Source organism: Pseudomonas savastanoi, assembly GCF_020917325.1.
Taxonomy (GTDB): domain Bacteria; phylum Pseudomonadota; class Gammaproteobacteria; order Pseudomonadales; family Pseudomonadaceae; genus Aquipseudomonas; species Aquipseudomonas amygdali.
In genome coordinates this window covers 2,082,367-2,105,071 of sequence record NZ_CP076652.1, presented here as the reverse complement: position 1 = coordinate 2,105,071, position 22,705 = coordinate 2,082,367, and the positions used below count along the sequence as shown (strand labels likewise).

Annotated in this window: 14 protein-coding genes and 4 tRNA genes; 9 read left to right on the top strand and 9 right to left on the bottom strand. The window is 60.9% G+C overall.

Going from position 1 to position 22,705, the window contains the following annotated elements:
* Positions 1-2: 2 nt before the first annotated feature.
* The 7 genes from KP808_RS09155 to uvrB form a co-directional block, all read right to left on the bottom strand.
* Entirely contained in the window at positions 3-464 is a 462-nt protein-coding gene (locus KP808_RS09155; protein ID WP_122258710.1) for an acyl-CoA thioesterase, read from the bottom strand.
* Between the two features lie 418 nt (positions 465-882).
* Positions 883-958 (bottom strand) — tRNA-Glu (locus KP808_RS09150).
* A gap of 46 nt (positions 959-1,004) precedes the next feature.
* Positions 1,005-1,080, bottom strand: a tRNA-Ala gene (locus KP808_RS09145).
* Positions 1,081-1,132: 52 nt separating this feature from the next.
* Positions 1,133-1,208 (bottom strand) — tRNA-Glu (locus tag KP808_RS09140).
* A gap of 88 nt (positions 1,209-1,296) precedes the next feature.
* A tRNA-Ala gene (locus KP808_RS09135) sits at positions 1,297-1,372 on the bottom strand.
* Between the two features lie 148 nt (positions 1,373-1,520).
* Positions 1,521-3,002, bottom strand: coding sequence for a glutamate--tRNA ligase (gene gltX / locus KP808_RS09130; protein WP_005734390.1), 1,482 nt, complete (start codon positions 3,000-3,002; stop codon positions 1,521-1,523).
* A gap of 556 nt (positions 3,003-3,558) precedes the next feature.
* Positions 3,559-5,574 carry an excinuclease ABC subunit UvrB gene (gene uvrB, locus KP808_RS09125; protein ID WP_230018198.1) on the bottom strand — a complete coding sequence of 672 codons (2,016 nt, stop codon included), beginning with the start codon at positions 5,572-5,574 and terminating at the stop codon, positions 3,559-3,561.
* Between the two features lie 362 nt (positions 5,575-5,936).
* Between uvrB and KP808_RS09120 the strand changes: the two genes are divergently transcribed.
* Positions 5,937-7,133 carry an amino acid aminotransferase gene (locus KP808_RS09120; RefSeq protein WP_230018196.1) on the top strand — a complete coding sequence of 399 codons (1,197 nt, stop codon included), beginning with the start codon at positions 5,937-5,939 and terminating at the stop codon, positions 7,131-7,133.
* Positions 7,134-7,367: 234 nt separating this feature from the next.
* Positions 7,368-7,685, top strand: a complete 318-nt coding sequence (locus tag KP808_RS09115) for a hypothetical protein (protein ID WP_230018194.1) — start codon at positions 7,368-7,370, stop codon at positions 7,683-7,685.
* 55 nt (positions 7,686-7,740) lie between these two features.
* Here the strand turns inward: KP808_RS09115 and pvdQ are convergent, their stop codons facing one another.
* Positions 7,741-10,080, bottom strand: a complete 2,340-nt coding sequence (gene pvdQ, locus KP808_RS09110) for a bifunctional acylase PvdQ (protein WP_230018192.1) — start codon at positions 10,078-10,080, stop codon at positions 7,741-7,743.
* A gap of 203 nt (positions 10,081-10,283) precedes the next feature.
* On the opposite strand from pvdQ, the gene KP808_RS09105 reads away from it, so the two are divergent.
* From KP808_RS09105 to KP808_RS09095, 3 genes are read left to right on the top strand one after another with little or no spacing between them, the layout of a single operon-like run.
* Positions 10,284-11,456, top strand: coding sequence for an efflux RND transporter periplasmic adaptor subunit (locus KP808_RS09105; RefSeq protein WP_058402425.1), 1,173 nt, complete (start codon positions 10,284-10,286; stop codon positions 11,454-11,456).
* Complete coding sequence (locus KP808_RS09100; protein ID WP_230018190.1) at positions 11,457-13,427, top strand: MacB family efflux pump subunit; 1,971 nt, start codon at positions 11,457-11,459, stop codon at positions 13,425-13,427. It begins immediately after the preceding gene.
* Positions 13,428-13,434: 7 nt separating this feature from the next.
* Positions 13,435-14,823, top strand: coding sequence for an efflux transporter outer membrane subunit (locus KP808_RS09095; protein WP_230018189.1), 1,389 nt, complete (start codon positions 13,435-13,437; stop codon positions 14,821-14,823).
* Between the two features lie 560 nt (positions 14,824-15,383).
* On the opposite strand, the gene pvdP is transcribed toward KP808_RS09095, so the two are convergent.
* Positions 15,384-17,018: a pyoverdine maturation tyrosinase PvdP gene (gene pvdP, locus KP808_RS09090; RefSeq protein WP_230018187.1), complete on the bottom strand. Its 1,635-nt coding sequence runs from the start codon at positions 17,016-17,018 to the stop codon at positions 15,384-15,386.
* Positions 17,019-17,201: 183 nt separating this feature from the next.
* Here pvdP and pvdM point away from each other — a divergent pair, with 183 nt between their 5' ends.
* From pvdM to KP808_RS09070, 4 genes are all read left to right on the top strand, one after another.
* Positions 17,202-18,596, top strand: coding sequence for a pyoverdine-tailoring dipeptidase-like protein PvdM (pvdM, locus tag KP808_RS09085; protein ID WP_122258706.1), 1,395 nt, complete (start codon positions 17,202-17,204; stop codon positions 18,594-18,596).
* Positions 18,589-19,875 (top strand): pyoverdine-tailoring periplasmic protein PvdN, encoded by a 1,287-nt coding sequence (gene pvdN, locus KP808_RS09080; protein WP_230018186.1) that lies wholly within the window; start codon positions 18,589-18,591, stop codon positions 19,873-19,875. The genes pvdM and pvdN overlap by 8 nt, the downstream gene beginning before the upstream one ends.
* Before the next feature lie 48 nt (positions 19,876-19,923).
* Complete coding sequence (pvdO, locus tag KP808_RS09075; RefSeq protein WP_057402005.1) at positions 19,924-20,790, top strand: dihydropyoverdine dehydrogenase; 867 nt, start codon at positions 19,924-19,926, stop codon at positions 20,788-20,790.
* A 69-nt stretch (positions 20,791-20,859) separates the two neighbouring features.
* Positions 20,860-22,536 (top strand): cyclic peptide export ABC transporter, encoded by a 1,677-nt coding sequence (locus KP808_RS09070; RefSeq protein WP_230018184.1) that lies wholly within the window; start codon positions 20,860-20,862, stop codon positions 22,534-22,536.
* Positions 22,537-22,705 lie beyond the last annotated feature (169 nt).

Genomic DNA, 22,705 nt, shown 5'->3' with positions numbered 1-22,705 from the left:
GTTTACTGCCCGGCGTGCGGATTGGGAACGGTGCCGTCAGGGATGGCTGCGCCGTAGCCGTCAATGAACTCGGCAGGCATGCGCTTGGGTCGCCCACTGGACAGCTCGATACAGACAAAGGTGGTTTGCGCGCGCAGCAACGTCAGGTTGTCGGCGGGCCGCTTGAGCTGAAAGCAACGGGTCATTTTCAGGCGGCGATCCCAATCGACGATCCAGGTCGCCAGTTGCAGTTCGTCGTTCTCATAGGCACTGGCCAGGTAGTCGATCTCGTGCCTGACCACCGCCATGGCCCGGTCCAGACGCCGGTACTCGGTCAGGTCCAGGCCCAGATACTGCGAATGCCGCCAGGCGCAGCGCTCCAGCCAGGAGACGTACACGGCATTATTGGCATGCCCCAGCCCGTCGATGTCTTCAGCGCAGACGTTCAGATCAATGACGAAAGGCGTTGCCCGATCCCAGACCATGCGTGCTCCTGCTTGAGTGAATTTGGTGTGCGGAGAGTGTAGCGGGTCATTAACCTCGTTCACACGACGGTCTGCAATGCCCGTAATGTTGACTATCGTGCCGATGCTCCGCGTCGGCATGCAGTTCTGGACGCTCTGCGTCCTCTTTGTGGCGCTACGCGTCACACTTGGGGTTCTGCGAGTGCCATCGTGGCGAAAAAAGCGTTTTTATGTGCAGTAACTTCGGCGAGGCATGATGCAGTACAGACGTGACGCCTTGCGTCATCTGATGCAGGCCACCGAAGCATTGGCGCGAGGGTCAGTTGGATTTGTGTATGGAAACAGCAAGAATCTGAAAGGAAGGATTTTTCAAACCCTGAAAAAACAAAAGGGCCATTCAATAATCGAATGACCCTTGGTCCCGCAGAGCGGGAAATCGTGGCGTCCCCTAGGGGACTCGAACCCCTGTTACCGCCGTGAAAGGGCGGTGTCCTAGGCCACTAGACGAAGGGGACGCAAAACCTTCAGTCAGGTTCATCGAACGATGAACCCTGGCAAATTTGGTGGAGCTTAGCGGGATCGAACCGCTGACCTCCTGCATGCCATGCAGGCGCTCTCCCAGCTGAGCTAAAGCCCCGGATTTATCGCCTCGCGGCGGAGATCAACGTTGAAGTATCACTCGATGAAACTGGCGTCCCCTAGGGGACTCGAACCCCTGTTACCGCCGTGAAAGGGCGGTGTCCTAGGCCACTAGACGAAGGGGACAAAACCTTCTTACAAAACAAACGGTCGCTGGATCCGTTTGTTTCACATCGCCCCAGAGCAGTGTAGCAGCGCTCTGAAACGCTAAATTTGGTGGAGCTTAGCGGGATCGAACCGCTGACCTCCTGCATGCCATGCAGGCGCTCTCCCAGCTGAGCTAAAGCCCCACATCAGTGGACGGGGCGCATATTAAGCGTGAGTGACAGGGCTGTCAAATTTATTTTTTACATTTTCCAAACTTTTTTGTCGGTAATACAATCACTTACCTTTAAACCCCCGGAAAACCGGGGGCGTCTGACAGGAACAGGGAACGCCTCAGGCGATGGAGCCCAGCAGCTTTTCCCATTCCTTGTTTTCTTTTTTCGAAACGCCACCCAGCAAATCCAGAGCCTGACGCAGGCGGAAGCGGGTCAGGTCCGGACCGAGGATCTCCATCGCATCGGTCACCGAGACCGAATTGGCCTGGCCGGTAATCGCCGCAAACATCAAGGGCATGGCATCACGCAGCTTGAGCTCGAGGTGCTCGACGACGGCCTGGATGCAGCCCATGATCCGGTCTTTCTCCCACTGGCGCAGCGACTCCAGCTTCCACAGAATCAACTGCATCACCTGACGGACCTGCTCCGGGGACAGCTTCTTGTGCTCGAACAGCTTCACATCGGGCGTAACGCCACCGGCGAAGAAGAAACCGGCCAGCGGAGCCACCTGACTGAAGGTCTCTACCCTGCCCTGCACGTGCGGTGCGATCTTCATCATGTAGTCTGGGTTCAGTGCCCACGTTTTCAACCGGCTGGCAAACTCCTCGACCGGCAGATCACGCAGCCACTGACCATTGAGCCAGGACAGTTTTTCGATATCGAAGATCGGCCCGCCCAGCGAGACACGCGACAGGTCGAAGTTGTCGACCATTTCCTGCAACGAGAACTTCTCGCGCTCGTCAGGCATCGACCAGCCCATGCGGCCCAGGTAGTTGAGCATGGCTTCAGGCATGAAGCCCATGCGCTCGTAGAAGGTCACCGAGGTCGGGTTCTTGCGCTTGGACAGCTTGCTCTTGTCAGGGTTACGCAGCAGCGGCATGTAGCACAGCTGTGGCTTGTCCCAGCCGAAGTACTCGTAAAGCAGGATCAGTTTGGGTGCCGATGGCAGCCATTCTTCGCCGCGCAGTACGTGGGTGATGCCCATCAGGTGGTCATCGACGACGTTGGCGAGGAAATAGGTCGGCAGGCCGTCAGTCTTCATCAGGACCTGCATGTCCATGCGGTCCCACGGGATTTCGACTTCGCCGCGCAGCATGTCCGGCACTACGCAGACGCCTTCGGTCGGCACTTTCATGCGAATCACGTGTGGCTCGCCAGCGTCCAGACGGCGCTGCACTTCTTCCTTGGAGAGCAGCAAGGCGCGACCGTCATAGCGCGGGGTTTCGCCCTTGGCCTGTTGCTCGGCGCGCATTTCGTCCAGTTCTTCGGCGGTGCAGAAGCACGGGAAAGCGTGACCCAGCTCGACCAGTTGCTGCGCGTATTTCTGGTAGATATCGCCCCGCTCGCTTTGACGATACGGGCCGTGTGGACCACCGACATCCGGCCCTTCGCTCCACTCGATACCCAGCCAGCGCAGTGCGTCGAAGATCTGCTGTTCGGACTCGCGGGTAGAGCGCAGTTGATCGGTGTCTTCAATGCGCAGAATGAACTCGCCGCCATGCTGTTTGGCAAAGCAGTAGTTGAACAGCGCAATGTAGGCCGTGCCGACGTGAGGGTCGCCCGTGGGCGATGGCGCGATGCGGGTACGAACGGTGGTCATGGAAAATTCCGAAATAGGTCGATCAAGCGCGGAATGTTAACAGGCTGGGGGCATGCGGCTCCAGCGTGAAAGGTAATCGCCGGAACACCTATCGTTCCGCACGCTCCGCGTGGGAATGCAGTTCGTGACGCTCCGCGTCACACGCCGGTTCTGCGATGTCGGTCGGGTCGGGGTTCGGCTCAGGTCACCTTTGCGCCCTTACGGCGCCCTACTTTGAGGGACCAAAGTAGGCAAAGTCCCCGCTCCTGTTTCCGGCCCGACTTCGTCGGGTTCCTTCGCCCTGGCACTGATCCGGGGGTCGCCGCAACGGACCATCCATGGTCCGGTGCGGCTAGCCTGGCGTCCTGCCAGGCTACCCCCGGATCAGCGCCAGGACTCAGCCGTCACTAAGGTCGCAATTTGCGTCGTCTGTGCCATCGCGGTTGAAAAACACTGCGTTGGCAGCGGCTGCGCGCATGGCTTGGACGTCGTGCTGCAGCACAGATGTGACACAAAGCGTCACTAACAAAGTGCCAGAGCATTGGCACTGTGATCAGTTGCGTATCCAGCACACAAATCAAACCGCCAGCAACCGCTCCCGCAACTTGCCGATCTCGTCGCGCATCTGCGCAGCAGCTTCGAATTCCAGGTCGCGGGCCAACTGGTACATTTTCTCTTCCAGTTGACGAATGCGCTTGTTGATCTCGCTCGGCGAGCGCAGTTCGTTTTCGTAGCGAGCGTTTTCTTCGGCGGCCTTGGCCATGCCTTTGCGCTTCTTGCTGCGCGAGCCGGGCACCGTGGCACCTTCCATGATGTCGGCAACGTCCTTGAACACGCCTTTTGGGGTAATGCCGTGCTCAAGGTTGAAGGCGAGCTGTTTATCGCGGCGCCGTTCGGTTTCGCCAATGGCGCGCTCCATGGAACCGGTGATGCGGTCGGCGTACAGGATCGCCCGGCCATTGAGGTTACGCGCAGCCCGACCAATGGTCTGAATCAGCGAACGGTCGGAACGCAGGAAACCTTCCTTGTCGGCGTCGAGAATCGCCACCAGCGACACTTCCGGCATGTCCAGGCCCTCACGCAGCAGGTTGATCCCCACCAGTACATCGAAGGTGCCCAGACGCAGGTCGCGAATGATCTCGACACGTTCAACCGTATCGATGTCCGAGTGCAGGTAACGCACTCGTACTCCGTGGTCGCTGAGGTAATCGGTCAAATCCTCGGACATGCGCTTGGTCAGCGTGGTGACCAGCACCCGCTCTTCCAGCGCCGCACGTTTGTGGATTTCCGACAACAGGTCGTCGACCTGGGTCAGCGCCGGGCGGATTTCGATCTGCGGGTCCACCAGGCCGGTCGGACGCACGACCTGCTCCACGACGCGCCCGGCGTGTTCCGCTTCATAGTTGCCCGGCGTCGCCGAGACAAAAATGGTTTGCGGGCTGATCGCCTCCCACTCGTCAAAGCGCATGGGCCGGTTATCCAGCGCCGATGGCAAACGAAACCCGTACTCGACCAGAGTTTCCTTGCGTGAGCGGTCACCTTTGTACATCGCGCCGACCTGCGGAACGCTGACGTGGGACTCGTCGATCACCAGCAAGGCATCGGCAGGCAGGTAGTCGAACAGGGTCGGAGGCGGCGCACCGGACGGACGGCCCGACAGGTAGCGCGAGTAGTTTTCGATACCGTTGCAGTAGCCCAGCTCCAGCATCATCTCCAAATCGAAGCGGGTCCGTTGCTCCAGACGCTGGGCTTCCACGAGCTTGTTCTGAGTGCGCAGGTATTCAAGACGCTCCTGCAACTCGACCTTGATCCCTTCCATTGCCTCGATCAGCGTCTCGCGCGGGGTAACGTAATGGCTCTTGGGGTAGAACGTGAAGCGCGGCAGCTTGCGGATCACCTCACCGGTCAGCGGATCGAACGCCGACAGGCTTTCGACCTCATCATCGAACAGCTCGACGCGGATCGCTTCCAGATCGGATTCGGCCGGGTAGATGTCGATGACATCGCCACGCACCCTGAACGTCGCACGGGCGAAGTCCATGTCGTTGCGGGTGTATTGCAGGTCGGCCAGTCGTCGCAACAGGGCGCGCTGGTCCAGTTTGTCGCCACGGTCGATGTGCAGAACCATGCGCAGATAGGTTTCCGGGCTGCCCAGACCGTAGATGCACGACACCGTGGTGACGATGATCGCGTCCTTGCGCTCCAGCAGCGCCTTGGTTGCAGACAGGCGCATCTGCTCGATGTGGTCATTGATCGACGCATCCTTCTCGATGAAGGTGTCCGACGACGGCACATAGGCCTCGGGCTGGTAGTAGTCGTAATAGGAAACGAAGTATTCCACGGCGTTGTTCGGGAAGAACGCCTTGAACTCGCCATACAACTGCGCGGCCAGGGTCTTGTTCGGTGCCAGGACCAGCGTCGGGCGCTTCACCTGAGAGATCACGTTGGCGATGCTGAACGTCTTGCCCGAGCCGGTCACCCCCAGCAAGGTCTGGTGCGCGAGCCCTGCGTCGATCCCTTCGACCAGTTGGCGAATGGCCTCGGGCTGATCGCCGGCTGGCTCAAAACGGGTAACGAGCTGGAACTCGGACATAACCTACCTCTTGGTTCATACGCGACGGGATCGCGCAAAGGGCTCGCCTCACCTGAATGGACTGACAGGCCATGACGAAATCATCGCCAACGCCCGGTCCCGCCGGGAAAAGGCGTGCGATGTCTTGAAATGATGCTTACTAGATGGAGCCATATGCTGGCCTTTCAAGTCACACACTTAAAGCATTGAGGTTCGAACGGGACGAACGTTCTGAAAATATGCATATAAACCTCGAAAAAAGCCGTCCGGCCTGTCGCCCGACAAGGGGATGCTCTCTATACTAAGCGCTGTTTGTGCACCGCTTTGGCGCATTCAGCCGCAGCGTGCATCCCTACCCACTCTTCATCAAGAGCCGCCGCACAATGAGCCTGTTTTCCGCTGTCGAAATGGCACCCCGCGATCCGATCCTGGGTATCAACGAAGCCTTCAACGCTGACACCCGCACCACCAAGGTCAACCTTGGCGTAGGCGTCTACTGTGATGAAGACGGGCGCATTCCTCTGCTGCGTGCCGTGGCTGAAGCTGAAAAGATCCGTGTCGCCCAGCACGCGCCGCGCGGTTACCTGCCGATCGACGGCATTGCCGCTTATGACCAGGCCGTGCAAAAACTGCTGTTGGGGGCCGATTCACCGCTGATCGCCTCAGGCCGTGTACTGACCACTCAATCGGTCGGCGGCACAGGTGCCTTGAAGATTGGTGCCGACTTCCTCAAGCAACTGCTGCCCAACGCAGTGGTAGCGATCAGCGACCCAAGCTGGGAAAACCACCGCGCGCTGTTCGAAACCGCAGGTTTCCCGGTGCAGAACTATCGCTACTACGACGCTGCCACCCACGACGTGAACCGCGCCGGCATGCTTGAAGACCTGCAGAACCTGCCGAACAACTCGGTCGTCGTGCTGCACGCCTGCTGCCACAACCCGACCGGCGTCGACCTGAGCCTGGACGACTGGAAAAAAGTGCTGGAAGTGGTCAAGGCCAAGGGCCACGTACCGTTTCTGGACATGGCGTATCAGGGCTTCGGTCAAGGCATTCAGGAAGATGCACTGGCTGTGCGCCTGTTCGCCGAGTCGGGCCTGACCTTCTTCGCCTCCAGCTCGTTTTCCAAATCGCTGTCGCTGTATGGCGAACGTGTCGGCGCGCTGTCGATCATTACCGAATCGAAAGAAGAAACCGCCCGCGTTCTGTCGCAGGTCAAGCGCGTGATCCGCACCAACTACTCCAACCCGCCGACCCACGGCGCAATCATTTCCGCTGCGGTCCTCAATGACCCGGCACTGCGCGCCCTGTGGGAAGAAGAACTCGGCGAGATGCGCGTGCGTATCCAAGGCATGCGCAAAGCCATGGTCGAGCGCCTGGCGGATAACCCGGCTGGTCAGGACTTCAGCTTTGTCGGCCGTCAGTGCGGCATGTTCTCCTACTCCGGCCTGACCGCCGCACAGGCACAACGCCTGCGCAGCGAATTCGGCATTTACGCGCTGGATACCGGGCGTATCTGCGTGGCGGCGCTGAACCAGAAGAATATTGATGCCGTGTGCGACGCGATCAAAAAAGTGCTCTAACGCGCTGCCTATATCTTCTGTAGCGAACCTGTTCGCGAAGGCTATATTCCGTTCAATGCATCTCATGCAACTGTACGGCCCCCTTCGCGAACATTGCGCCTCCCGTAGCCACACACAACACTCCATCCTGCCTCACCATCTTTCAGCACCGTTCGGCAACTGAATCGAACGATCCATATGGCTACCTTTCGAAACCCTGTCAGACCATTTTCTGAAACAGATATCGAGGTACTCATGTCCATCGAACCGCAACGTCAGAAAGAGCAGCCACCGGGCCAGCATACGCCCGCTGACCAAGGCGCAGACCGCAACGACCCGGCCATCGAGCCGCAGGTTGCGGACGTAAAACCGGAGACGGAAAAAGGCGGTGGCCAGAATCAGGGCCAGATCCCTGCTCCCAGCCAGTCTCAGTCTCAAGGCCAAAGCCAAAGCCAGTCATCCAGCGACAGCGCTTACGTGCCTGACCATGAGCCAGAGGAAAAAACCGAGGATCTGCGCAACCATCAGCCTACCCAGGGTGTTGACGCCGATATCGATACGCCCGGCGGCTAATCCCGACGGGCAAGCGCATTTGGGCCGCACGGCCCAAACGCTTCTCCTGCCATGTTCAGCGGCTGCCCTTCTCGCTGATCACCTGCACCTGATACGCCGGATCAGCCTTGATCTGCTGTTCGGTGAACGGCAACACACTCCACTGCTTTTTCGAAAACGCCTCGGTCTGGTCCCTTGAATGAGCCGACTGCGGGTTGCTCGATTCAGAGAACGCCAGCAGACCTTGCGCTTTGGGCCCCTGTTCATCAAACGTCACCACCTGCAGATAGCTGGTGCCGCTGACCACCTCACGCTTGCCGCCCTTGCCAGCGATGGTCTGCATGGCGTTGTAGATGCCGAGCCCGGCCGGGCCACCATGAATCGGAATGGGTTTGCCGCTGAGGCTGGAGACCTGAATGTCGCCCCATTTACTCTCGGGCGAAAGACCGGCCTTGGCCACCTCATCAACCGCCGCAAGCATGGCGGCGCGCAGTGCGCTGGCAACCTGAGGGTTTTCAATGGCCAGCCCGCTTGGCGTGTGGGTCGGGTTCTGCGGGTCGAACACCACGCGCCAGCGCGAGGCAACGCCCTGCATGGACGTCACGATCCGCTGGAAGTACACGAAACCGATGCCACTGTTCAGATCAGCGCGTCCGTCCCAGGCTTTCAAGGCGGCGCACAACGGCGCCAGACGCGCAGCATCATCGCCCAGCTCCGAAGCACAGAACTTCAACAGATCCGGCAGCACTTGCCCGGCCTGATACACCTCGTTGTCCATGACCATCGCTTGCAGGTTCTCGGCGCTGACCTTGCCAGCCTGTTGCAGGCCGCCCAGTCGATCCAGCGCAAAGCGCGCACGCTGACCGAGTGGCTGGCCGTCCTGGCTGATCAGCGGCGAAAAGCCCGTCAGCGGCGCCGCCGGATTGACCATCCATGCCGAGTCATTGGAATGCTGCACAAAGTCGCTACGCAACAGTTGCGGCTGGCGTGAGGACGGATAAATACCGGCCTGAGCCGCCTCCACGGATATATCCCAGTTACATTCACTGCGCGAGCCGTCGAGCACGATCAGCTCGGTGCCGATGCGCGGGTCACTGCACTTGGCGAGCTTGGCGGCGTCAACGTTCGGTACTACCGAGAGGTTCATGTACAGCGCCTGCCCCTTGGCATCAACCGCCAGGGTATTGACCCAAGGGATGCCCTGAATCTTGTGCACCGAATCCTGAAACGCCTCAAGGCTGTCAGCCTTGTCCATCGAATACCACTGTTGCAGCACCCGGTCATTTTCCAGGTTGGCGTCACGCAGGCTGAAGGCGAACTTGTCATCCCAGTCCAGCTTGCCCGGCCACTGCACGATCGGGCCGAACGTCGACGAATAAATAATGCGCGGCACAGCCTTGAGGCTACCGTCCGGCTGCTTCATCTCGACGCTGACTTGCTGCTGGCCCATAGCGATGGATTTTCCATCCAGCAGGTAACGGGTCGAGTCTTTCGGGTCGAGCTGCAAGCGATGCAAGGTGAAGTGTTTCGACGTGTCGACGGTATGGCTCCAGGCCAGATGCCGGTTGAAACCGATATTGATCAGCGGCAGGCCCGGCAATGCGGCGCCCATCACGTCGAGCTTGCCAGGAATGGTCAGGTGCATTTGATAGAAGCGCATGCCGCCGCCCCATGGAAAGTGCGGGTTGGCCAACAGCATGCCGCGCCCATTGGCGGACAGCTCGTGCCCTACTGCAACGGCATTGCTGCCACGCTCCAGGGCAAAGCGCTGGCTGCGCACAGCGGCCAATTGCAGCGCCTGAACCTGCTGACTATCAACCTGCAATGGCTTTTGCGCAGAAGGCGGTTTGGCACCCGCCAGTGCCTCAGTGAACTGCCCTACGCCGCCCTCGACCAGCAAGCGGCGAGTCAGGCGCAGCAAATCATCGGTACTGATCGGTCGAACCCAATCGGCTGCGCAAGGCTGCGGCAGACCCTTGGCCTTCTGCTCACCCAGCGAGCGGTTGTAGCCGGCGACATAGCCCTGCATCAACTGGCGAATCTCGGGCGGCTGGGCTTTCCAGAAATCAGCCAGTGCCTCAGGCGTGTTGAGCCACTTGAACAGCAGGTCGCTGGCCATGTTGCTGCGTTGCTCAAGGGTCGCCTTGTCCGGCCCGAAATAGCGTGAGCGCTCGCCGTTTACGGTGACGATTTCGTTGGCCAGCAGGCACAGGTTGTCCTGCGCATACGCATAACCGATGCCGTAACCCAGGCCGCGCTCATTGGCGGCGACGATATGCGGCACGCCAAAACCAGTACGCCGAATTTCGGCACGGGCAGCCTGATGATCAGCGGCAACCAGGGCCTGGGCAGGCAATATCACCGCGAAAGAAAGACCTGCAAACACAAAACCGCACAGGGGTCTGGAAATAATCACGCTGACTCCAACTCGACAAGACGACCCGAATTAGCCGCTCCCCTTAAACGAAGCGCAGACGAAAAATTTACTCGCGCAATGCAACCCGCAGCCGACGCTAAATTCCCGTCCTCATCCCTCGTTTAAAGGGCAGCTCTATATAAAGGCCCGCTCTGCAGCCGGCGTCCGTCGATCGGTTGATTTTTCCCACCCCAGGAACCTGCATGAAACGCTCTCGCCCTCCTCGACGCGCCCTTCTCGTGGCGCTGTGCCTGTTCCCGGTCATCGCCGTGTGTGCCTGGCAGATCATGCCCGACAGCACAGGTCATGCCGCGACCGTGACGGTGACCCGCAGCAACATCGAAAACAGCGTGACCGCACTGGGTACCTTGCAGCCACGCAGCTATGTGGACGTCGGCTCACAGGCCACCGGGCAGATCATGAAAATCCACGCGCAGGTCGGCGATCAGGTCAAGGAAGGCGACTTGCTGGTCGAAATCGATCCGTCGACACAAAAAGCCAGGCTGGACGCCGCGCGTTACGCCATCGAAAACCTCAAGGCCCAGCTTCAGGAACAGCGGGCGCTGCACGAGCTGGCCGAACAGAAGCAACAACGTCAGAAACGCCTCGCGGCGGGCGGTGCCACGCGTGCCGAAGACGTGCAGGCTGCGGAATCGGAATTTCGTGCCACACAGGCACGGGTCGACATGTTCAAGGCGCAGATCCTCGAAGCTCAGGCGGCGCTGCGCAGTGACGAGGCGGCGCTGGGCTACACGCGCATCTACGCGCCCATGAGCGGTACGGTGGTCGCACTGGATGCGCGCGAAGGTCAGACCCTGAACGCACAACAGCAGACACCGCTGATTCTGCGCATCGCCCGCTTGTCGCCCATGACGGTATGGGCCGAAGTCTCGGAAGCCGATATTGGCCACGTCAAACCCGGCATGACGGCCTATTTCACCACCCTCAGCGGCGGCAACCGGCGCTGGAGCAGCACTGTACGGCAAATCCTGCCGGTGCCGCCCAGACCGCTGGATCAAGCCAATCAGGGTGGCGGCAGCCCGAGCAGCGCGCGCAAGAGCGGGGGCGGTCGGGTTGTGCTGTACACCGTGCTGCTGGACGTGGATAACAGCGACCAGGCACTGATGGCAGAAATGACCGCACAGATATTCTTTGTCGCTGGCAGCGCGCAGAACACCCTGACCGCCCCGCTCGCAGCCTTGCAGAACGGCCCTCAGGCCGATGTGCAGATCGCGCAGGTGCTGTCCGCCAATGGCGAGGTGCAAAACCGTCAGGTACGCACTGGTATCAGCGACCGCCTGCGCGTGCAGGTGCTCGACGGCCTGAATGAAGGTGATCGCCTGCTGGTGCCGGCTTCTGTCGGCAGCGGGGGCTGAATGCAAACGCCGCTGATCGACCTGCGCGCCATCCGCAAATCCTACGGCGGTGGCGACAGCCCGCTGGTCAACGTTCTGCGTGGTATCGATTTATCGATCCATGCCGGGGAATTCGTAGCGATTGTCGGTGCCTCCGGTTCCGGCAAGTCGACACTGATGAACATCCTCGGCTGCCTGGATCGCCCGACCTCGGGTGAATACCTGTTCGCCGGGGAAAACGTCGCCGAGCTGGGCAGCGACGAACTCGCCTGGCTGCGCCGCGAGGCATTCGGTTTTGTGTTTCAGGGCTACCACCTGATCCCTTCCGGCTCGGCACAGGAAAACGTTGAAATGCCAGCCATCTACGCTGGCACACCCGCCGCAGAGCGCCACGCCCGGGCTGCCGCACTGCTCGACCGGCTGGGCCTGGGGTCGCGCACCGGCAACCGGCCACACCAGCTGTCTGGCGGCCAGCAGCAACGGGTATCCATTGCCCGCGCCTTGATGAATGGCGGGCATATCATCCTCGCCGACGAACCCACAGGTGCGCTGGACAGCCACAGCGGCGCCGAGGTCATGGCGCTGCTGGACGAACTGGCCAGCCAGGGCCATGTGGTGATCCTGATCACCCATGACCGGGAGGTGGCAGCCCGTGCCAAACGGGTCATCGAGATCAGCGACGGCCTGGTGGTCAGCGATACCGCCTGCGATCTGTCCGTGCCACGTTCAGCCAACCCCGCTGCGCTACAGGCCGTCGACCTGCGCAAGCGTCTGAGCGACGGCAGCGGCAGTCGCGGGGCATGGAAAGGCGAACTGCTCGACGCGGTTCAGGCCGCGTGGCGGGTGATGTGGATCAACCGCTTTCGTACCGCGCTGACGTTGCTGGGTATCGTTATCGGCGTCGCATCGGTGGTGGTCATGCTGGCGGTCGGTGAAGGCAGCAAACGGCAGGTCATGGCGCAGATGTCCTCGTTCGGCTCCAACATCATTTACCTGAACGGCAAGGCCCCCAACCCGCGTGCGCCCAAGGGCATCATCACGCTTGAAGAGGTCGCGGCGCTGGGCGAGTTGCCCGAGGTAAAAATGATCATGCCGGTCAACGGCGAACAGGCCGGCGTGCGCTACGGCAACGTCGATCATTCCAGCTATGTCGGCGGCAACGACACGCACTTTCCGGCGATCTTCAACTGGCCGGTAGTGGAAGGCAGTTATTTCAGCGAAGCGGATGAGCAAAGTGCTGCCGCCGTGGCAGTGATTGGTTACAAAGTTCGCCAGAAACTGTTCGGCGAACACACCGACCCTATTGGCCAGTACATCCTGATCGAAAACGTACCGTTTCAGGTGGTCGGCGTGCTTGAAGAAAAAGGCGCCACTTCCGGTGACCTGGACAGCGACAACCGCATCGCCATTCCCTACTCGGCGGCCAGCATCCGTCTGTTTGGCTCGCAGGACCCCGAGTACATCACCATCGCTACACGCGATGCCAACAACGTCAAACACGCCGAAGAAGCAATACGCAACCTGCTGCAACGCCTGCATAACGGCAAGCAGGATTACGAGCTGACCAACAACGCCGCGATGATCCAGGCTGAAGCACGCACCCAGAACACCCTGTCGCTGATGCTCGGCTCGATTGCGGCCATCTCGTTGCTGGTCGGCGGCATCGGCGTGATGAACATCATGCTCATGACCGTGCGTGAGCGCACCCGTGAAATCGGCATCCGTATGGCCACCGGCGCGCGGCAGAGCGACATCCTGCGGCAGTTCCTCACCGAAGCGGTGATGCTGTCCGTGGTCGGCGGGCTGGCCGGTGTCGTGCTGGCGCTGGGCATGGGCGCAGCCTTGTTGCTGAGCAAGGTGGCGGTTGCGTTCACCGTGCCAGCAGTGGCCGGAGCGTTTGCCTGCGCACTGGTCACCGGCGTGATCTTCGGCTTCATGCCTGCCCGCAAAGCTGCCCGGCTCGACCCGGTTGCGGCCCTTACCAGTGAATGAACAATCAATGAAGCCGAGCCTTTCTCTTTTGACCGTCTGCCTGTTACTGACCGCCTGCAATACCCCGGCTCCGCGCCTGGACAGCGGCATTCAGCCACCTGCACGCTGGGCGTTTGCCCAGAGCGCTGCCGCCCAGCGCAGCGACGCCCGCTGGTGGCAGCAGTTCGGCAGCCCGCAATTGAATCGCCTGATCGAACAGGCCAGTCGCGACAGCCACGAAGTCGCTGCAGCAATGGCTCGTGTGCGTCAGGCGCAGGCCAGCACCATCATTGGCGGCGCACCTTTGCTTCCGGAGCTGGCCTTTGACCTGCGCGGCGAACGCAACAAGTTCGTGCGCAACAGCGACCGCAAGGCCAACCCTTCCGACGACAACAACACCAACAACTTCACCAGCGACCTGACCGCCAGCTATGAAGTGGATTTCTGGGGCGGTATCGCCGCCGGACGCGACAGTGCGCTACAAAGCCTGCGGGCCAGCGAATTCGATCAGGCGACAGTGGAACTGACCCTGCTCGGCAACGTCGCCGACCGCTATGCGCAAACCCTGGCGGCACGCGAGCAAGGCCGGATTGCCGAGCTGAACCTGGCCAACGCGCAAAGCGTTTTGAGGCTGGTACAGACCCGTTACGACTCGGGTTCGGCCACTGCACTGGAACTGGCGCAGCAGAAGAACCTGGTCGCCACCCAGCAGCGCGAACTGCCACGCGTTCAGCAACTGGCCAACGAGCAGTTGATCAGCCTGGCCGCGTTGCTCGGCCAACCGGTGCAGAATCTGCACCTCGGTGATCAGGCATTCGCTACCCTGAACTGGCCGGACATCGGCCCCGGTCTGCCTAGCGAACTGCTGACCCGCCGCCCGGACCTGGCCAAAGCCGAAGCTGAACTGGCCGCGGCGCAAGCCGATGTCACGGTGGCGCGCGCTGCCATGCTGCCAAAGCTGACCCTGAGCGCCAGGCTCGGCACCGAAGCCACCCGCGCCGAAGACTGGCTGCGCGCACCGTTCAGCAGCCTGGCTGCCGGTCTGGTCGGGCCGATCTTCAATAATGGCCGTCTGGCTGCCGAGCGCGACAGGGCCACAGCACGTCAGACAGAGCTGCTGGAAACTTATCGCGGCGCGATCATCAACAGTTTCGCCGACGTGGAAAAAGCCCTGAATAGCATTCAAGGCCTGGACCAGCAACGCTACTGGCACGAAGAAGAACTCAAACAGGCACAAACCGCCTTCAACATCGCCCAGAGCCGCTATGAAGAAGGTGCCGAGGACTTACTGACGGTACTGGAAACCCAACGCACGCTGTACCAGGCACAGGACGTAAGCGTGCAGTTGCGGCTGGCACGGGTGCAGGCGAGCATCGCGCTGTACAAAGCGCTGGGCGGCGGCTGGCAGGTGCGCTGAGCGCACGCCCCCCTATCGTGCGACGCAGAGCGTCGAGAACTGCATTCCCACGCTGGAGCGTAGGGAACGATAATCCCAACTATCGTACTGAAGCTCTGCATCGGTCTGCGCAGATAACTCAATTATCGTGCGACGCTCTGCGTCGCATGCCGTTCGGGACGCTCCGCGTCCTCTTTGAGACGCAGAGCGTCCTGACCTGCATTCCCACGCTGGAGCATGCGGAACGATAATCCCAACTATCGTACTGAAGCTCTGCGTCGGTCTGCGCAGATAACTCAATTATCGTGCGACGCTCTGCGTCGCATGCCGTTCGGGACGCTCCGCGTCCTCTTTGAGACGCAGAGCATCCTGACCTGCATTCCCACGCTGGAGCATGCGGAACGATAATCCCAACTATCGTACTGAAGCTCTGCGTTGGTCTGCGCAGATAACTCAATTATCGTGCGACGCTCTGCGTCGCATGCCGTTCGGGACGCTCCGCGTCCTCTTTGCGCAGCAGGGCGTCGCGAACTGCACTCCCAAGCAGGGGCGTTGGGAACGATAACCTCCACTGCCGTCCGTTAGAACCACCTGTCCGGCAACAGATTCCTTGCATACCAAGGCCTGCGTGGCACGCGGCGTAGCAGGTTGCTCAATTTGTCATCTGCCGCAAAGGTGATGCGCAGCGCGAGCTTCATGACTTCCGGGTCCATTTCCATGGTCGTGCCTGCCGCCTGCCCTGGCACGGTGCTGCAACCATGAGTCTCCGGGCCCAGCCACGGGTCGCTGACTTCGACCCAGCGGCCCGCTGCGAACCACGGCACGCCATTGACTTCCAGGCGCTTCACTTCGCCCGGATGAAAGCGCTCGTGAGCGCGAAACCAGTCGTCGATGCGATCGTCGATCCAGCCGTGAAACATCCAGAACACCGGGTTCACATGCGATGAAAACGGATCGGCGAGGAAGTCGTTTTCCGGCTCGAACCAGCGCTCGGCGAAGTCGTCCGAACGACGCGCCATCGGCACCGGCTGGCCGTTGGCAGGGTCGCGGGCGACGGAGGCCCAGCGCATGTGCAGCCAGTCGTGCAGTTCCAGCTCGACCTGCGAACCAAACTGACCCAAGGTCAGCTTCGACAGAAAGCGCGGGTCGCGGTACTGCGACTCCCAGACCTGAAAGTGCGTGTGAAACGTCTCGTGACTTTTGATATCGCTGACCAGTTGCGTGTATTCCTCATCGCCCTGCGCCAGCCAGTTCGGCGGCAGCGAACAACCGTCGTGATTATCGAAATAACGTGCGAAACCCAACCGGTCACGCTCCAGCTCAGGCTGTGGCAACGGAAACCGCGGCCACGACGGCAGGTCCTGAATCTTGCGGGCCTGAATCAGCATGTGCCGGTGCATGTAAAAGAAGTCTTCACCCGAACCGTTGCGGTCCTTGTGCGGGCCGCGCGCATCACGCTCTTTCTCGCGTGGCCCCGGCTGCCAGCCGATACCACGCAGGGCGTTGCGCTTGTCGTCGGGCAGCTTGTGCCATTTGTCCCGAGAGGCATGCCACAGCTGGTGAAACAGACGATGTTCCTTGGAAACCAGCCAGGCCAGAAACGGCGGACTCAGGCCGACCCGCTCGCGCGCCTCAGGGAACACCTGCTTGATGGCAATCAGGCGGCTTTCCAGCTCTGGCAGGGCCAACGGCCGGTCCAGACGTTCGATACGTCCGCTCAACGTGCCGCTGCCCGCATTGCCGAACGCGCCCCAGACTTCATCAAGGGTCAGGCTGAATTCGTAATCCGGAGTGTCGCTGTGCGGGTCATTGCCAGCATGGCCGTCCATGACCCGCAGATACAGCTTTGCCGCGTTGGCCGGTTGCAGGTCGCCGATCACCCGGAAGCGTGGCTGTGCGTCGCTGCGCAACTGCTGCGGCGTATCGATATAACCGCGCAGGCCGCGACCGCGCGGGGCAATGTCGAGAAACATTTCCAGACCTTCAAGCGGCGCATCGGCCAGCCCGGCATCGCGCCCCTCGAAACGCAGCGTCCATACCCCGCGCAGCTTGTCGGCCAGGCGCTGGGTAGACGTATCTGCGGGCCCGGCCGTGGCCTCGCCCGGTGTCACGGGTTCCTCGACACGGGTGAGTTCCCGATGTGCGTAATAGGCAGCCGGAACTGCCGCGCCGGTCAGCGCCAGCCCTGCTATGAACCCTCGTCGAGAAATCGTCATTACCCTACCTGTTCCAGCACCGAGACAGCCGTTATCCAAGCTAGAACGTAAACCCGATGATTAAATTTAGCTGGCTGACCTGATCCACCGTAGAGCGCTAAATTTTTCGCCCATCCGCTCGTTCTCCACCAGATAGCAACAGCCCTTGCAGGCTGCGCAACGGTTAATCTGAACGAGACGGAAATGACAAGACCGCGTTGGAAAAAGGCTCTCTTCATCGGCCTGCCGCTGGCCCTGGCCATCAGTGCAGGCGCGGGTTTTCTGGCCTGGAATTACTGGTCGCCTGCCGGTTACCCGGTCAAGGTCATGAAGCAGGCTGACGACCTGCAAGAGCGGATCATTTCCTTCGACAGTCACATCACCGTGCCGATGAAATTCGGCAGCGAGGGCAATGAAGCCGACAAGGACGGTTCGGGCCAGTTCGACCTGGTGAAAACCGCACGCGGGCGCTTGTCCGGCGCAGCACTCACGGTATTCGGCTGGCCGGAAATCTGGAACGGCGACAATGCCCCGCATCGTCCGACACCCGGCTTTGTCGACGAGGCGCGCCACCAGCAGGAAGTGCGCTACAAGATCATCACCGGCATGGTTCGGGATTTCCCCAATCAGGTCGGCATCGCCTATACCCCCGACGACATGCGCCGCCTGCACGGCGAGGGCAAGTTTGCGATCTTCATCAGCATGCTCAACGCCTACCCGCTGGGCAATGACCTGAGCCTGCTGGACCACTGGACAGCGCGCGGCATGCGCATGTTCGGCTTCAGTTACGTCGGTAATAACAGCTGGGCCGACTCTTCACGCCCCCTGCCCTTTCTAAACGACACGCCCGACGCGCTGGGCGGCCTGTCGGAAATCGGCAAGCAGGCAGTGCAGCGCCTCAACGACCTGGGCGTGATCATTGATGTCTCGCAAATGTCGAGCAAGGCACTGGAGCAAGTCAGCCAGTTGAGCCGTACGCCAATGGTCGCCTCGCACTCGGCCCCGCGTGCGCTGGTGGACATCCCGCGCAACCTCAGCGACGAGGAAATGCAGCTCATCAAGCGCAGTGGCGGCGTGGTGCAGATCGTGGCGTTCCCGGCCTATTTGAAGCCGCTGACCCAGAAGACCCAGGACAAGCTCAACGCCCTGCGCAAGGACTTCGACCTGCCGCCGCTGCCCAACCTGGCCATGGCGCTGATGCCCGGCGACGCGATTATCACGGTCTGGCCGGAACAGCGCTTCGGCGCCTACGCCAGCAAGCTGTACGCGATCCTTGAAGAAGAGCCCAAGGCCACGGTCAAGGATTTCGTCGACGCCATCGATTACACGGTGAGAAAGATCGGTATCGACCATGTCGGCATCAGCTCCGACTTCAATGATGGCGGCGGCGTAAAAGGCTTCAACGATGTCAGCGAGATTCGCAACGTGACCGCCGAGCTGATCGAGCGCGGTTACGCCGAAGCGGATATCACCAAGCTCTGGGGCGGCAATTTCCTGCGCGTCTGGGAGCAGGTGCAGGCTTCGGCGCGTCCGGATGCGAAACAAACCAACCTCTCGAACGCCGCTAACCGAACATCAGGCGCAACCGCTCATGACTGACCGCAGAACCTTCCTCAAACAGGCCGGAGTGCTGGCCGCAGCCTTGCCACTGGGCTCCGGTCTTGCGTCAACGGCAATGGCGTCCGCACCTGCACCTGCACCAACATCCACAGACAAATGGGTGCGCCTGAAACAGCTGTTCAATCAGGACCCGGATTACGTCCACCTTTCCAACTTTCTGGTCACCTCGCACCCCACTCCGGTTCGCGAAGCCATCGAGCAGCATCGCGCGCACATCGACCGCAACCCTGGCCTGGCGATGGACTGGGACCTGGGGGAAACCGAGCGCCGCGAACATGAAGTTCGCGTCTGGGCGGGCAAGTACCTGAATGCCCAGCCAGGCCAGATCGCCCTGACCGGCAGCACCACCGAAGGGCTGGCGATCATCTACGGCGGTCTGCATGTGCGCCCGGATCAGGAGATCCTGACCACCGAGCACGAGCATTCCTGCACCCGCGACATCCTCAAATTCCGCCAGCAGCGCGAAGGCACACAGGTGCGCAAGATTCGCCTGTTCAAAGACCCGGCGACCGTGTCGGCGGACGAAATCATCGGCTCCATTGCGCGCAGTATTCAGCCGAAGACCCGAGTGTTGGGCATGACCTGGGTGCAGTCCGGCAGTGGTGTGAAACTGCCTATCGGGGCCATCGGTGATCTGGTCGAGGAACACAACCGCAACCGTGACGACAAAGACCGCATTCTGTATGTGGTCGACGGCGTACACGGGTTTGGCGTCGAGAACCTGGATTTCCCGGACATGAAGTGTGACTTCTATGTCGCCGGCACGCACAAGTGGATGTTCGGCCCGCGCGGTACGGGCATTGTCTGCGCCCGCTCGGAACAGGTCAAAGACCTCACCCCACTGATCCCGACGTTCTCGGAAGCCACCGGTTTCAGCACGATCATGACGCCCGGCGGGTATCACTCGTTTGAACACCGCTGGGCACTGAACGAGGCATTCAAGCTGCACCTGCAGCTGGGCAAAGCCGACGTGCAGGCGCGCATTCACGAGCTCAACAGCTACCTCAAGCAGCGCCTCAAGGCGCAGCCCAACGTCGAACTGGTGACACCGATGGACCCAGCACTGTCAGCGGGCTTCAGCTTCTTCCGGCTAAAGGGCCAGGAAAGCGACGAGGTGGCCGCCTGGCTGATGAAGCAACGCATGGTCGTGGACGCCGTGAGCCGCGATGTCGGCCCGGTGGTGCGTACCGCGCCGGGATTGCTGAACAACGAGGCCGAAATCGATCGATTCATGGCCCTGCTCAGCCAGCGCAGCTGACGTGCGTGCACTGAATCCACTGTTTTCCGTTTTCTATCGAGACCCGTCATGAAAAAAACACTGCTGTCCCTTTCCGCCCTGCTCGGTCTGTTGCTCTGCGGCTCCACCCTCGCCGCCACGCCTGCGGCGGTGCCCGCGCCCGGAAAAGTGTTCAAGGACTGCAAGGATTGCCCGGAAATGGTCGTGCTGCCTGCGGGCACTTTCACCATGGGCGCACCCGAGGAAGAATTGGGTCGCCAGCCGGACGAAGGCCCGCTGCACGACGTGACCTTCGCCAAACCGTTCGCCATCAGCCGTTTTCAGGTGCTGAGCGGCGAGTGGAATGCCTATATCAAGAGCTCCGGCTACAAGATGCCGGATGGCGATACCCGGCCAGGCCGCGAGTGCAAGGCCGGCAAGCCGCGCTACCCGCTGAGCCCGCGTCAGCCCGCCGTGTGCATGGACTGGAACGAAGCCAAGGCCTATGTCGAATGGCTGTCGAAAAAGACCGGCAAGTCCTATCACATGGTCAGCGAAGCGCAACGCGAATACGCGGCACGGGGCGGCAGCAAGGGCTCTTTCCCGTTCCCGATGGACGAAGGCAAGCCTTACAGCATCGCCAAACACGCCAACACCTACGGCCCGGAAGACGGCTTCAGCTACACCGCACCCGCTGGCAGCTACAGCCCCAACGATTTCGGCATTTACGACGCCCACGGCAATGTCTACGAATGGACCGCCGATTGCGAGACCAGCAACTACAACGGCGCGCCCACGGACGGCAGCGCGTGGCTGGCTGGCGATTGCACCTGGAAAATGATTCGCGGCAATGACTGGACCGAAGCGCCGATCTTCTCCCGCTCCGGCAACCGCAACAGCCGTCAGCCGGATGTGCGTGGCGACTGGCTGGGTTTCCGGGTCGCCCGCGACCTGTAACGGACTTCATGCGCGCCTGCGGCCTGCGACAGACGCGGGCCGCACTCACGGACACTGACGAGACACACCATGACCCGCAAAACTGAAAGCCTCGCCCGGGAAACCCTGAGAATCCTCAAGCCCTTCTGGTGGCTGGTGGCGCTGTCGACCGTGCTGGGGATTGTCAGCGGTCTGAGCGTCACCGGCCTGCTGGCCACCATCAACAACGCGATGAACATGCCCGGCGGCCCGGACACGCAGACCGCGCTGCTGTTTGCCGGGTTGTGTGTGCTGACCCTGGCCTGCTCGACACTGTCCAACCTGTCGACCAACTACGTTGGCCAGCGCGTGGTCGCCAACCTGCGCCGCGAGCTGGCTGCCAAGGTGCTGGTGGCACCCATCGAGCAACTGGAGCGTTATCGCTCGCACCGCCTGATTCCGGTGCTGCTCAACGACGTCAACACCATCAGCACCTTCGCCCTGTCGGTCGCACCGATGGTCATCTCGTTCACTGTCACCCTGGGCTGTCTGACCTATCTGGCGCTGCTGTCCTGGCAGATTCTGGCGCTGACCGTGCTCACCGTGGTGCTCGGCACCGGCGCGCAGTACCTGGCCCATGCGTACGGCATGCGCAGCATTCTGGCGGCGCGCAACAGCGAAGACGAATTGCAGAAGCACTATCAGGCGCTGTCTGCGGGTGCCAAGGAACTACGCATTCAGCGCAAGCGTCGCCAGCACATGCTCGACGAGAAGATTCACGGTGCCACCGAGCACATCTGCCGCTCGAACATTCGCGCCGCCAACATTTTCGTCAGCGCGGAAACCTTCGGTTCGATGCTGTTCTTTGCCGTGATCGGCATCGCCATCGCCTTCCAAGCCATGTGGCCGACCACCGAAAAGACCGTGCTGGGCGGCTTCGTGCTGGTGATGCTGTACATGAAAGGCCCGCTGGAACGCCTGATCACCGCCCTGCCCGGCATCAGCCGCGCACAGATCGCCATGCGCCGCATCGCCGAACTGTCGTGGAAGTTTTCCAGCCCCGAACCCCACTTGCTGGTCAGCGACCGCCCCAATTCGTTGGCCAATATGCAAACCCTGGAATTGCACAACCTGCGTTATGACTACCCGCCGGTCGAGGGCAGCGACGCCTTTCATCTCGGCCCGGTCGATTTGAGCATCAAACAGGGCGATATCGTATTCATCGTCGGCGAAAACGGCTGTGGCAAGACCACGCTGATCAAGCTGCTGCTGGGTCTGTACACGCCGCAACAGGGCGAAATCCGCCTGAATGGGCAGACCGTCACCCCGGAAAACCTGGATGACTACCGCCAGTTATTCACTACGATCTTTGCCGATTACTACCTGTTTGATGAGCCGTTGCAGGGACAGGCCGCGCTGCCGCAAGACGCTGGCAAATACCTGGAGCGGTTGGACATCGCGCACAAGGTCAACATCAAGGACGGTGCCTTCACCACCACCGACCTGTCGACCGGTCAGCGCAAGCGTCTGGCACTGATCAACGCGTGGCTGGACGAGCGTCAGGTGCTGGTCTTCGACGAGTGGGCCGCTGATCAGGACCCGGCGTTCCGGCGCGTGTTCTACACCGAACTGCTGCCGGAGCTGAAGCAGCAAGGCAAGACCATCATCGTCATCTCCCATGACGACCGCTATTTTTACATCGCCGATCAACTGGTGCGCATGCAGACCGGGCAGATTCAGGTCGAGCAGGTGCAGAACGACACTTACGGCAAAACCATTCCGGCCTGATTCATCCATGCCTCGAAAGCCCCGCCCGGCCAGTCCGCGAGCGGGGCTTTTTGTTGCCCGGCGAAGCCATGCCCGCCCCAACCAGATAGCTAAGCGCCATCTTTTTTCCGGAATTGTGAAAAATTCATTAAATAAACGTTATTCGCTTTCGTTCTCATTAACAGCGAAT